The organism is Nocardioides sp. Root682 (genome assembly GCF_001427795.1).
GTDB lineage: Bacteria > Actinomycetota > Actinomycetes > Propionibacteriales > Nocardioidaceae > Nocardioides.
In genome coordinates, this window is the sequence record NZ_LMHJ01000001.1 from 1,596,747 (window position 1) to 1,608,970 (window position 12,224).

At 71.7% G+C, this 12,224-nt stretch carries 13 protein-coding genes and 1 riboswitch; of the genes, 5 read left to right on the plus strand and 8 right to left on the minus strand.

What is annotated here, in order from left to right:
• The first annotated feature begins 42 nt into the window (after positions 1 to 42).
• Complete coding sequence (locus tag ASD84_RS07540; RefSeq protein ID WP_056708549.1) at positions 43 to 1,527, plus strand: hypothetical protein; 1,485 nt, start codon at positions 43 to 45, stop codon at positions 1,525 to 1,527.
• Here ASD84_RS07540 and thiC read toward each other — a convergent pair.
• The 7 genes from thiC to thiE form a co-directional block, all read right to left on the minus strand.
• Complete coding sequence (gene thiC, locus ASD84_RS07545) at positions 1,485 to 3,194, minus strand: phosphomethylpyrimidine synthase ThiC (RefSeq protein WP_056708551.1); 1,710 nt, start codon at positions 3,192 to 3,194, stop codon at positions 1,485 to 1,487. The genes ASD84_RS07540 and thiC overlap by 43 nt on opposite strands.
• The gene (locus tag ASD84_RS07550; RefSeq protein ID WP_056708554.1) at positions 3,191 to 3,862 is read right to left on the minus strand and encodes a bifunctional hydroxymethylpyrimidine kinase/phosphomethylpyrimidine kinase; all 672 of its coding nucleotides are present in this window, start codon (positions 3,860 to 3,862) and stop codon (positions 3,191 to 3,193) included. The genes thiC and ASD84_RS07550 overlap by 4 nt, the downstream gene beginning before the upstream one ends.
• The gene (locus ASD84_RS07555; RefSeq protein WP_056708557.1) at positions 3,859 to 4,419 is read right to left on the minus strand and encodes a thiamine phosphate synthase; all 561 of its coding nucleotides are present in this window, start codon (positions 4,417 to 4,419) and stop codon (positions 3,859 to 3,861) included. The genes ASD84_RS07550 and ASD84_RS07555 overlap by 4 nt, the downstream gene beginning before the upstream one ends.
• Complete coding sequence (locus ASD84_RS07560; protein ID WP_056708559.1) at positions 4,416 to 5,207, minus strand: thiazole synthase; 792 nt, start codon at positions 5,205 to 5,207, stop codon at positions 4,416 to 4,418. Before ASD84_RS07560 ends, ASD84_RS07555 begins: the two co-directional genes overlap by 4 nt.
• A 67-nt stretch (positions 5,208 to 5,274) precedes the next feature.
• Complete coding sequence (thiS, locus tag ASD84_RS07565; RefSeq protein ID WP_056708562.1) at positions 5,275 to 5,481, minus strand: sulfur carrier protein ThiS; 207 nt, start codon at positions 5,479 to 5,481, stop codon at positions 5,275 to 5,277.
• Complete coding sequence (locus ASD84_RS07570; protein ID WP_082573379.1) at positions 5,459 to 6,484, minus strand: FAD-dependent oxidoreductase; 1,026 nt, start codon at positions 6,482 to 6,484, stop codon at positions 5,459 to 5,461. Before ASD84_RS07570 ends, thiS begins: the two co-directional genes overlap by 23 nt.
• A 5-nt stretch (positions 6,485 to 6,489) precedes the next feature.
• Positions 6,490 to 7,119: a thiamine phosphate synthase gene (thiE, locus tag ASD84_RS07575; protein WP_200954457.1), complete on the minus strand. Its 630-nt coding sequence runs from the start codon at positions 7,117 to 7,119 to the stop codon at positions 6,490 to 6,492.
• Positions 7,108 to 7,218: riboswitch (TPP riboswitch) on the minus strand. (Overlaps the previous gene by 12 nt.)
• 126 nt (positions 7,219 to 7,344) lie before the next feature.
• Between thiE and ASD84_RS07580 the strand changes: the two genes are divergently transcribed.
• Genes ASD84_RS07580 through ASD84_RS07590 form a run of 3 tightly spaced genes read left to right on the plus strand, consistent with a single transcriptional unit; the run spans position 7,345 to position 9,619 of the window.
• Positions 7,345 to 7,581 carry a hypothetical protein gene (locus ASD84_RS07580; protein WP_056708570.1) on the plus strand — a complete coding sequence of 79 codons (237 nt, stop codon included), beginning with the start codon at positions 7,345 to 7,347 and terminating at the stop codon, positions 7,579 to 7,581.
• Positions 7,582 to 7,583: 2 nt separating this feature from the next.
• Positions 7,584 to 8,714 (plus strand): cupin domain-containing protein, encoded by a 1,131-nt coding sequence (locus tag ASD84_RS07585; RefSeq protein ID WP_235531013.1) that lies wholly within the window; start codon positions 7,584 to 7,586, stop codon positions 8,712 to 8,714.
• A complete protein-coding gene (locus ASD84_RS07590; RefSeq protein WP_200954459.1) occupies positions 8,711 to 9,619 on the plus strand; it encodes a sucrase ferredoxin in 909 nt (302 codons plus the stop codon). The genes ASD84_RS07585 and ASD84_RS07590 overlap by 4 nt, the downstream gene beginning before the upstream one ends.
• 12 nt (positions 9,620 to 9,631) lie before the next feature.
• Here the strand turns inward: ASD84_RS07590 and ASD84_RS07595 are convergent, their stop codons facing one another.
• Positions 9,632 to 10,720: an NAD(P)-binding domain-containing protein gene (locus ASD84_RS07595; protein ID WP_056708573.1), complete on the minus strand. Its 1,089-nt coding sequence runs from the start codon at positions 10,718 to 10,720 to the stop codon at positions 9,632 to 9,634.
• Positions 10,721 to 10,907: 187 nt separating this feature from the next.
• On the opposite strand from ASD84_RS07595, the gene ASD84_RS07600 reads away from it, so the two are divergent.
• A complete protein-coding gene (locus ASD84_RS07600; protein ID WP_056708577.1) occupies positions 10,908 to 12,206 on the plus strand; it encodes a choice-of-anchor P family protein in 1,299 nt (432 codons plus the stop codon).
• Positions 12,207 to 12,224: the final 18 nt, after the last annotated feature.

The following is a 12,224-nucleotide window of genomic DNA, read 5'->3' on the forward strand; positions in this document are numbered from 1 at the left end:
CAGCCCCTCCCGATCAGCCCGAGGCAGTCCTAGAGTCGAGAGATGGTGCTCTCGCGGGCGCTTCGCGCAGCAGTTGCGACCCTCACCCTGACGGCAGCCGGAATCGTCGGCACGGTCACGTCCGCAGCGCCCGCCGTCCCCGACACCAGCTCAGGTGCCGAGCCCTTCCTCGACTCGTTCCACTGCAGTGCGGATCCCGCCCACAACATCGGCGTCTTCCTGGACGGAGACACCTACCGCGGCAACGTCAACTGGGTCCCGGAGCACTTCGTCGCGCCGACGGGAGCGCCCTGGGAGGTCAAGTACGCCGACGGTCAGGTGCGGCTGATCGCCCAGGGGCAGTACCTCCCGCTCCCCGGCCAGCCCTTCCGGCGGGGCACCATGACGCTCACCGCCCAAGTGAGCGAGCTGCACCCGACCGTCACCCACACCGGCACTGGCACCGGGTCCGGGGCGAGCAACGACCAGGAAGTGCACCTGACGGTCGCCCGCGCACTCGAGGTCATGGGCACCGCGCACCTCGAGTTCGACAACGGCAGCACTGCGGAGGTCAGTGGCTGCACCGGTTCCGTCGTGTCGCGGACGATGGACCGGCAGTCCGAGCCGAAGGCGCAGGTGAGGAGCGCCAGCACCTCCGGGGCGTGGTGCAACCCGGTCGAACAGGGCACGCGGGTCGACGAGGTGTGGATCGACACGGCGACCGAGGACTGGGTGGTGACGCTGTCGACGTACGACGACGCCGGGACGCCGGACAACTTCGACGACGATTCCGGGGCGTTCTACTCCAGCGTGACCACGGTGACGCTGGCGCAGATCGAGGACGGAACGTCGCTGGAGCTGGCCGGCACGAACCTGCAGGGCGATCCGGTCGATGCCACGATGACGCTTGCCTGGTCCGGCGCGACGGTGTCGCCGTCGGCGCTCTTGTCGGGCACCTGGACCCAGCGCAGCACGATCACCAGCGGACCGCTCACCGGCGACGTCACCGATGCCGACGGCCGGGTGACCGCTCTCGACTGCTTCGCCTACAGCGCTGACCACCGCAGGGTCGACACAGGGGGCGGCTCGCCGCCCACCGGTCCGGCGCCGATCAACGACACCCCCGGCGGTGCCGTCGTCCTGACCGGAACCGCGACCCTGCAGACCTCCGGCTCCGCCCTTGAGGCCGAGCAGGCCAACCCGTGCACGGAACCGTGGGAGGACCAGCCGGACTACCGCGCGACCCACACCGTCTGGTTCGCGGTGACGGGCGACGGCCCGACCACCATCGACACCGCGGGCACCCGGTTCGACACCGCGATCGCCGTCTACGTCGCCGACGAGGCGGGGGCCCTCGTGCCGGTCGAGGACGGGTGCAACGACGACTGGTGGCGTCCGTTGGCACCCGGCCTCGTCACCCTCACCCTCCAGGCCCGCTCGACCTTCGACGCCGCGTCCGGCACGACCTACTACGTGCAGGTCGGTGGCGTGTCGAGCGACGAGAACTACGGCGCACTGCGGGTCGCGGTCAGGTCCGGCTCCACGTAGACCGACGCGCCCAGCTCCAGGAACTCCTCGGACTTCTCCTTCATCCCGAGGGCTGCGTCCTCGGGTGACAGGTCCGCACCGAACCGGTCGCGCACGTCCTGGCTGATCTTCATCGAGCAGAACTTCGGACCGCACATCGAGCAGAAGTGCGCAGTCTTGGCGTTCTCGGCCGGCAACGTCTCGTCGTGGAACTCCTCGGCCGTGACCGGGTCGAGGGACAGGGCGAACTGGTCGCGCCAGCGGAACTCGAACCGGGCCTTCGACAACGCGTCGTCCCAGTCCCGCGCGCCGGGGTGGCCCTTGGCCAGGTCAGCGGCGTGGGCGGCCAGCTTGTAGGTGATCACGCCGGTCTTCACGTCGTCGCGGTTCGGCAGGCCCAGGTGCTCCTTGGGCGTGACGTAGCAGAGCATCGCCGTACCGTGCATGGCGATCGTCGCGGCGCCGATGGCCGAGGTGATGTGGTCGTAGCCCGGCGCGATGTCCGTGGCGAGCGGGCCGAGCGTGTAGAACGGCGCGCCGTGGCACCAGTCCTGCTGGAGCCGCACGTTCTCCTCGACCAGGTGCAGCGGCACGTGCCCCGGACCTTCGACCATCACCTGCACGTCGTGCTCCCACGCGCGCTTCGTCAGCTCGGCAAGGGTCCTGAGCTCCGAGAACTGGGCTTCGTCGTTGGCGTCAGCCGTCGAACCGGGACGGAGTCCGTCGCCGAGGGAGAAGCTGACGTCGTACTGACGGAAGATCTCGCAGAGCTCGTCGTAATGGGTGTAGAGGAAGTTCTCCTCGTGGTGGGCCAGGCACCAGCCGGCCATGATCGAGCCGCCACGGCTGACGATTCCAGTGACGCGCCGCGCGGTCATCGGGACGTAGCGGAGGAGGACCCCGGCGTGGACGGTCATGTAGTCGACGCCCTGCTCGCACTGCTCGATCACGGTGTCGCGGAAGATCTCCCAGGTGAGCTTGTCGGCCTCACCGTTGACCTTCTCCAGGGCCTGGTAGATCGGCACGGTGCCGATGGGCACGGGGCTGTTGCGGATGATCCACTCGCGGGTGGTGTGGATGTCGTCGCCGGTCGACAGGTCCATCACCGTGTCGGCGCCCCAGGTGATCGCGTGGGTCAGCTTGTCGACCTCTTCGGCGATGCTGCTGGTGACCGCGGAGTTGCCGATGTTGGCGTTGATCTTCACCAGGAAGCGCTTGCCGATGATCATCGGCTCGGACTCCGGGTGGTTCACGTTGGCGGGGATGATCGCGCGGCCGGCGGCGATCTCGCTGCGCACGAGCTCGACGTCGCACTGCTCGCGCGCGGCGACGTACCGCATCTCCTCGGTGACGATGCCGGCGCGCGCGTACGCCATCTGCGTGACGGCGGCACCGGTCGAGCGGCGCGGGGCCCGACGCTCGCCGCCCCACTCCCCCTGGGCCTCGCCGCGGCGCAGCGCCGCGCGGCCGTTGTCGAGCAGCTGGGTCTCGCGGCCGTCGTAGGTCCCGGTGTCGGCACGGTCCTCGATCCAGCCGGCGCGCAGCGGCGGCAGCCCGCGTTCGGGCTCGGATCCGGGGCCTTCGGTGCAGTAGCGGTCGAAGGTCTCGCCATTGGTCAATGCGACACGGGTGAAGGGGACCGCGAGGTCTCCGACCTCGATGCGGGTGTGGGCGGGGTGGACGGTCATCGGTGTTCTCCTTGGATGTGTGCGACGGGTCCTCGGCCGCGGCCGAGGATCCAGTTCTTGCCGAGATGGAGCTGTTGTGAGACGAAGGCCGCGGCACGTTCCGCCGCGATCGGGAGGTCGGCGCCGAGGGCGAGGTGGGCGGCGAGCGCACTGCTGTGGGTGCACCCGGTGCCGTGGTCGTTGGTGGTCGGGATGTCACCGCCGCGGGTCACGATCACCCCGGCCCGGACGGGCATTCCGAGCGCGAGGAACTCGTCCTCGTTGGGGGTGACCACCGTCGCGACGGGGAGCAGGTGCTCGCGGTAGGCGCGCACGACGGCGTCGTCGGCGAGGACGGCTCCGGAGGTCGCGACGATCACCGGGTCGACGACGAGGATCCGTCCGGCGCAGCGTTCGGCGACGAGTCGCACCACCTTCGCGGTGCCGAGCATCCCGGTCTTGACCGCGACCGGGTCCAGGTCCTCGAGCACCGCGTCGAGCTGCGCGGCGACCACGTCGAAGGGCACCGGGTGGATCGCCCGTACGCCCGTGGTGTCCTGGGCGGTGACCGCGGCCACGACACAGGCGCCGTGGACGCCGAGCGCGGCGAAGGTGGTCAGGTCCGCGGCGATCCCGGCGCCACCACCGGAGTCGGTGCTGGCGATGGTGACGACGACCGGCGGGTTCACGGAGCCACCGCGCGCAGCAGGTCGGCCACGACGGCCGCCGGGTCCTCGGCCCGCATCACGGCGCCCATCACCGCGACGCCGTACGCTCCCGCCTTGCGGGCCTGTTCGGCATTGCCCGCAGTGACCCCTCCGAGTGCGTAGACCGGCAGCGGCAGGTTCTCGAACGCGTCGGGCGGCAGCGGCGGACCGTGACCGGGCTTGCTCTCCGTCCATGTGTACGGCGACAGGGTGGCCCACCAGGCGCCGTCACCCGCCGCGCGCGAGACCTCGGCCCGGCTGTGGCACGAACGCCCCCAGCGCGTCGCCCGGCCCGGCGAGGCACCGGCGGGGACGTGGAGTCCAGCGCTCCCCATGACCGGCCGGTGCGCAGCGATGACCGCGAGGCCGAGACCACGCGCGGCATCGGCGATGTCCTGACGCTCACCGTCCGACAGGTCGGTCTCGCGCAGGACGACCTGGGTGAGCCCTGCTCCGGCGGCTTCACGCAGGACGTCGACGAGCGTGCGACCGGGTGGCACGAGGGTCCGGTCCGTGAGGAGGAGCAGGCGGGCGCTCATCCCTGTGCCCCGATCCGGCCGGCCGTCGGGCTGGACGCTCGAGCGTTCGCCTGCCGCGGGATCCGGCCGGCCTGCCGCGCGAGCCGCCCGGCCTCGACCCCCAGCCGCAGCGCCCGGGCCATCGCGACCGGGTCGTCGGCGCGGGTGACGGCCGTGGCCGCCAGCACGGCGTCACAGCCCAGCTCCATGGCGAGCGCGGCATCACTGGCGGTTCCGACGCCCGCATCGAGCACGACCGGGACGTCCACGGCGGCGCGAACGGCCTCGATGGCGTGCGGGTTGAGCAGCCCGAGCCCCGAGCCGATCGGCGACCCGAGCGGCATCACCGCGGCGCAGCCCGCATCGACGAGTCGCCGGGCGATGACGGGATCGTCCGTGCAGTAGGGCAGCACCGTGAAGCCGCGGCGGACCAGCTCGGCGGCTGCGTCGAGGAGCTCGACGACGTCCGGGAGCAGGGACCGCTCGTCACCGATCACCTCGAGCTTCACCCAGCTGGTCTCGAGTGCCTCGCGCGCCAGCTCCGCGGTGATCACGGCCTCACGGGCCGACAGGCACCCGGCGGTGTTGGGCAGCAACCGGACACCCGCGTCCCGCAGCACGGCGAGGAGTCCGCCCTCCGCGACCGACGACGTGCGTCGGATCGACACCGTGACCAGCGCAGGCTCCGCGGCGGCCAGGATCGGTGCGGCGAGGGCGACCTGCGGGAGCCCGCCGGTGCCCAGGAAGAGCCGGGAGGACAGGACTTCTCCCGCGATGACCAGCAGGTCCTCGCTCGAAGGGGTGATCATCGGGGTCCCCGCGCGACTTGTTGGGCGGAGGAGCGAAGCGGGGGAGGCGAAGAATCGCGTGGGGTGGTCATCCGCCCTGCACCGCCGTCACGACCTCGACCGCGTCGCCCTCGGCGAGCACCCAGCCCGCCCAGTCCCCGCGGGGGACCACGTCGCCGTTGACGGCGACGGCGATGCCGTTGGGTCGCGGGTCGTCGAAGCGCAGCGTCAGGAGGTCCGCCACGGTCGCGCGGGCCTCCAGGGCCATCGCCTCACCGTTGTGCGTGATCGACATGTCGTTCCTTTCCTGCAGTGATGAGCCGCCGAGGGTCGACCGAGGGGTCGACCGCGGCGCCGTCGAGGAGATCGGCCACGAGGCGGGCCGTGAGGGGAGCCAGCAGTACGCCGTGGCGGTGGTGCCCGGCAGCGAGGACGACACCGTCGGCGCCGCTGGGACCGATCAGGGGACGACCGTCCGCGGTCGCCGGCCGGTCGCGGGCGGTCGACTCGACGAGCTCGGCGCGATCGAGTCCCGGCCACAGGGTGCGGCCCGCCGTGAGCAGCCGGTGGACTCCGCCCGCCGTCACGACCGGAGGCGCCTGGTGTTCCTCGGCGGTGGCGCCGACCACGACCTCCCCGTTGCCTCGCGGCACCAGGTAGATCGGCTCGCCGCCGACCCAGCCGCGCACCGTGTGCGTCGGCGGGTCGTCGCTCCGGACCCGGAGGATCTCGCCGCGTACGCCGCGGACCAGCCCGGCCCACGGCTCCGGGAGACAGGCACCGGTGGCGACGACGGTGACGTCAGCACCTCCCGGATCGCCCGACACGACAGGGATCCGGGCCAGCAGAGCCGCACACACCGCCCGTGGGTCGACGCTCATCTCCCCCTCGAGGGACGCCGCGCCCGCGACCCGCGCCAGCACCGGCTCGCACGCCCGCACCGCTGCGCGGTCCAGCAGCGTCGCGCGGCCACCCAGGCCACCGACCAGAGCGGCCTGCCGTTCGACCTGCTGCAGGTCGCCGGCGTCGTACCCGACGAGAAGGGTGGGGGCGGTGCGGAGCTCGACACCGAGCCGATCAGCGAGCGCCGGCCACAGCGCGAGGGACGCCGTACCGAGCCGGAGGATCTCCTCCTCGCCGTGCCACACCTCGGCCGCCGGACTCAACATCCCGGCGGCGGCGTACGACGCCCCGCGCGCCGGATGCGGGTCGACCACCGCGACGGTGTGCCCGCGGCGGATCAGCTCGTCGGCAACGGTCAGGCCGATGACCCCCGCGCCGAGCACGGTGACACGCATCCCGGTCACCCGATCGCCGCGAGGAGCTCCTCTGCTGCAACGACAGGATCGGGCGGGCGCCAGATGCCGCCGATGACGGCCACACCGGACGCACCGGCCTCGAAGACGGCGGCTGCGTCGGCCGCGGTGATCCCGCCGATCGCGATCACGGGCAGCACGCCCACCACGTGCCGCAGGCCAGCGGTTCCGAGTGGTTCGGGCAGTCCGGGCTTGCTCGTCGTGGCGAACACGGGGCCGACACCGGCGTAGTCCGCACCCTCCGCCGCCGCCGCGACGACCTCGTCCCGTGAGCGACAGGTTGCGCCGATCACCAGCTGGGGCGCGATCCGACGGGCGTCGGCGACGGCGAGGTCGGCGGCGCCGAGGTGGACGCCGTCCGCGCCGGTCGCCAGCGCCACGTCGAGGCGGTCGTTGACCAGCACCGTCGCGCCGTGTGGGGCGACGGCGGCACGGACTGCGCGCACCAGCGCAACGAGGTCACGGGTGCCGAGGTCCTTCGCCCGGACCTGGAAACCGTCGACGCCTGCGGCGGCGATCGACGCCACCAGCGCGAGGTCGTCCCGGTCGGAGACCAGGCAGTGCACGCGTCCGAGGCGGCGCGATCCGTGCAAGGGGTGGGAAAAGGCAGTCATCATCGTCCGTTCCTTCGCCGGCATGATCCGGATCAGGTGTGACGGTCGGAGCGGCTGCAGCTCCCTCTCAGCCCGCTGCCGCGGACTCCCGTGGGTGGTCGTCGACCACGCTAGCGCACCGTGGACAAGGTCCGGGGGCGGGAGGGGGGATGGGTCGTCGACGGATCGGGTAATGCCTGACTGTCCGGCGGACGCCCGTCAGGACCATCCACCCATCCAGGAGGAACAGTGACCACCACACCCGAAGAGCCGCTCAGCGACGACGACATGACGACCAGCCCGACGGGCAGCGCTCCCCAGCCCGGCGGAGACGCGGACGGCACCGACGGAGGGGACGCCGACGGGACCGACGGCGACGCCACGGACACCACGGACGGTGACACGACCGACTCCGACGGCACCGACTCCGACGGCACCGACTCCGACGGCACGGACTCCGACGGCACGGACGGCGACGCGTCCTGACCGTGACCGGCTCCGCGCTCGACCTCCTCAGCGGCGACGCCCAGACCTTCCTGACCAAGGTCTGGGCGTCCCGCGTCCACCTGCACCGGACTGATCCCGACCGGCTCGTCGGGCTGCTGTCGCTCGACGACGCCGACACCCTGCTCACCTCCTCGGCCATCCGCACCCCGTCGGTCCGCCTGGCCCGGGACGGCGCCGTCCTGCCCGAGTCCACCTACACCCGCAGCGCGACGCTCGCCGGGAAGTCCCTCACCGGCCTGGTCGACGCCCGCAAGGCACTGGACCTGTTCGCCGGCGGCGCGACCATCGTCTTCCAGGGCCTCCACCGCTACTGGCAGCCCGTGACGGACCTTGTCGCCGAGCTCGAGCTCGAGCTGGGCCACCCGTGCCAGGCGAACGCCTACCTCACCCCACCGGGCTCGCAGGGCTTCGCCCTGCACTCCGACTCCCACGACGTCTTCGTGGTCCAGACCGCCGGGTCCAAGCAATGGCAGGTGGAAGGCCCCGACGGCATCGAGGAGGTGCTCCTCGAGCCGGGACTGTCGATGTACCTGCCCACCGGGACCCCGCACGCCGCTCGCGCCGAGGACACCGTCTCCCTCCACGTCACCCTGGGCATCAACCAGCTCACGTGGCGCGGGCTGGCCGAGCGCAGCCTGGCCGACGCCCTTGCGGAGGTGCCGGACACCCACCTGCCCGCCGGTCACCTGGACGACCCCGCACAGCTCGCCTCGCAGCTGGCCGACCATCTCCAGGGGCTCGCGGACCGCATCCGCGCGCTCGACCCCGGCGCTGCCGTCGAGCAGGAGGTGCGACGGTTCCTGACCAGCCGGAGCCCGCGCCTGGCCGGCGGGCTGCACGACGTGCTCTCCGCCGGGGCGATCGACGACGACACCCGTCTCCGCCGCCGCACGGGCCACCCCTGCGTCCTCCTGCCCCGGGAGGACCGGGTCGAGGTGCTCCTCGGCGACCGGTCGATCGACGTGCCGGGATGGCTGCGACCGGCGCTGGAGGAGGTCCGCGCCCGCCGGACACTCCGCCCCGCCGACCTCGGCGGGACCATCGACCCCCAGAGCAGGCTGGTGCTCTGCCGCCGCCTCGTCCGGGAGGGACTCCTCGAGGTCCTCCGGTGACCTCGCGCGACCCGGACTTCCGGTGCGCCGTGGCCAGCGCGCTGCGGGAGGAGCCTGCGGCCGGCACCGCCTCGACCGTGCGGGCTTTCCTGCTCATCGAGCACACCGGACCGTGGGGTGCCGACGCGCTGCTGGACGCAAGGCTCCCTTCCGGGCTCGGCGAAGCCGTCGCGCGCGCCGCCCGGACTGCGCGCGTGCGCCCGCTGCTCATCCGTCGGCCCGGACGCACCCCGGACCCGGAAGGGACGCGGGTGTTCGCCGCCTTCGCTGGCCCCGCGCGGCCGTGGCTGGAGACCGCGGTGCTGGACGACCCGAGCCACCTGCCCGACCTCGACCTCGTGGCCCTCAGCGAGGGTCGCTCCCCCGGCCTCACCCCATACGACGGCCGGCTGCTCTGCGTGTGCACGCACGGCAGGCATGACGCCTGCTGCGCCGAGCGCGGACGTCCGGTCGCCGCTGCACTGGCGGCCGAACACCCGGACGAGACCTGGGAGGTCTCCCACATCGGTGGCGACCGCTTCGCCGCGAACCTCCTGGTGCTGCCGGACGGGCTCTACTACGGCCGGCTGACTCCTGACGCCGCTCTCCGGATCGCGCGCGACCACGACACGAGCCGGCTCGATCTCGACCACCTGCGCGGCCGGTCGTCGTACGCGATGCCGGTGCAGCTCGCCGAGATCGCCCTGCGCCGTGAGCTCGAGGAGACCCGCGCCGACGCGCTCCGGCTGGTCTCGCGCCGACGCGACGGCGAGGTCACCGACGCGGTCTTCGACGTCGGTGGTGCCCGGTGGCGGGTCCGGGTGCGCACGACTGCGGGCGCCGAACTCGTGCAGCTCACGTGCCGGGCCAGCCGCGACAACCCCGTCCCGGCGCACGAGGTCATCTCCCTCGAACCAGAGCAGTAGCGGAGCAGCGGCTCAGGCCGAGGCACTCGTCGCTGCGGCGACCGGATGGTCCCGGAGGTGGCGGCTCACGGCGAGCGCCGCGGCACGACCCGCCCGGTTGCCGCCGATCGTGCTCGCCGAGGGCCCGTAGCCCACCAGCTGCACCCGCGGGTCGCGCTCCACCGTCGTGGCCGTCTGTACGTCGGCGCCCGCCTGCAGCAGCGCGATGCCGCCGAGGTCGCTGCGCAGGTGCAGCGGTGCGAGGTGCGAAACGGCCGGCCGGAAGCCGGTGGCCCAGAGGATCACGTCCACCGGCTCGAAGCTGCCGTCAGCCCAGCGGACGCCGTCGGGCTCGATCCGCGCGAACATCGGACGGCGGCGGTCGTAGGCGCCGAGCCGAGCCGCTTCCTGCTCCTGCGGCCGCAGGGCCAGGCCGGTCACGCTCACGACGCTGGCCGGTGGCAGGCCGGCACGCACCCGTTCCTGGACCAGCTCGATCGCGTCGCGACCGGCGCGCGCATCGAAGTGGTCGCGCCACACGGGCGGACGCCGGGTCACCCAGAGCACGTCGGTCCGCGGCGCGAGCTCGCCGATGAACTGGACCGCCGAGGCCCCACCACCGACGACCAGCACGCGCTTGCCGTCGAAGTGCTCCGGCCCCGGGTAGTCGGCCGTGTGCACCTGCTCGCCACGGAAGGACGCCGCCCCGGGGTAGGACGGCAGGAACGGCCGGGTCCAGGTGCCGGTCGCATTGATCAGGGTGCGGGTCCACCAGGTCCGGGCTCCCGCGTGCACCACCAGCAGGTCTCCCTCGGAGGTCACCCGGTCCACCCGGACGGGCCGCACGACCGGCAACCTGCGCTCGGACTCGTAGCGCGCGAACCAGTCCGGCAGCACCGCATTCGCCCGTTCGGTCGAGCCGCCCGGTGCCGCCGCATCGGGCAGGTCGGCCACCCCGTGCACGTCCTGCATGCTCAGCGAGTCCCAGCGGTGTTGCCAGGCACCGCCGGGCAGCGCATTGGCGTCGAGCACGACGTGATCGATCCCCAGGCGGGTCAGGTGGTACGACGCAGAGAGCCCGGCCTGGCCTGCCCCGATCACCACGACGTCGTACACGCGCATTGTGGTGGAACAGCCGGAACGGCCGGTCTATGCCACACGACTGAAACCCGCCGATTGATCAGCCGTGACCTTCTATGGCTAACCTTCGTTAAATCTCTGGAAAGTCCTCGGATTTTTGGAGTGGTAGGCGGAGAGTGATCTCCAAAGCCTTCCAACTCAATACTTGCCATCAAGGGAATGGGGTCCCGTGAACGCGCGGAAGTTTGTCTCGTTTTTCACCTTCGTCCTTCTGGGCGTAGGTCTGGTCGCCGTTCCGGCGCCCGCTCAGGCTGCAGGCATCGTCTACAGCTACGCCGCCAGCACCGGGGCCACCTACGTCAAGCTGTATGACGGCGTCGTCCAGTCCGACCTGACGGCACAGTCGTCGGTCACCGGTGGCGCGAAGTCCAGCAGCGTGTCCAACAGCACCGCAGCCGTGAAGGTCTTCAACCTCGCCGACATCGGCGCGGTCCAGACCAAGACGGATGCGGTCGTCTCGACCGTGCTCGGCAACACCACGACCACGCTGAAGAGCTTCGCGCGTGCGGCGCACGTCAGCCTGCTCGGCGGCCTGATCACCGCGGACGCGGTGGAAACCAACGTCACGACGACCGGTCGTGCGGACGGTTCGCACTCCTTCACCGCCAACAGCAGCCTGGCCGGGATCAAGATCGCCGGCATCAACCTGCCGCTGAACATCCCGAAGAACTACTCGGTCACCATCCCGGGTGTCGCCAGCGTCACGCTCAACTACGCGCTTCACGGCAAGGTCGACGGCCTCACGGCAACGCTCGGGTGGGCCGTTGGTGTCACCCTGCTGCAGCCCATGGGTGGCCAGCCTGCCGGCGTGACCCTCCTGGTGAACCCGGTCAACCACTACCTCTCCGAGGTCGACCCGGCCTCCGGCGCGGGCCTGGCGGGCGTCGCCTACGGCACCCGCGTCAACGCCAACGTCGGTAGTGACGTGACCGTGGTCAGCGACCCGACCGCTCGGGTCGCGACGCCGGCTGGCTCGAGCAACGGCCGCACGCTGTCCAACTCGACCCTCAGCGCTCGCGTGACCGGAGTCCTGACGACGGGCGTGATCACCTCGACCACGACGTCCACCAAGGACGCCTTCGGCAACGCCTCGGTCACCAACACCAACAAGCTCGCCGGGCTGAACCTGCTCGGTGGCCTGGTGAAGGCGGACGCCATCGAGGTCATCACCTCGATCAAGCGTGACGAGGGCAAGTACACCGGCAGCATGCAGATGAAGCTGGTCCGGCTCACGGTGGCCGGTCAGACGATTCCGCTCGACGTCTCCCCGAACACCATCATCAACATCGCGGGTGTCGGCGAGATTGCGATCAACCGCCAGGAGACCAACACCGCGGGCGGTGCCTACCAGAACCGGATCATCGGTCTGCGGATCACCCTCGACACCGCTCAGGCCGGTCTCCCGGTCGGTGCCGTGATCGAGTCCGGCGTGGCCTACGCGGCGATCTCGCCGCCGGCTGCCGGCTGAACAGAGTAGTTTCCCGCA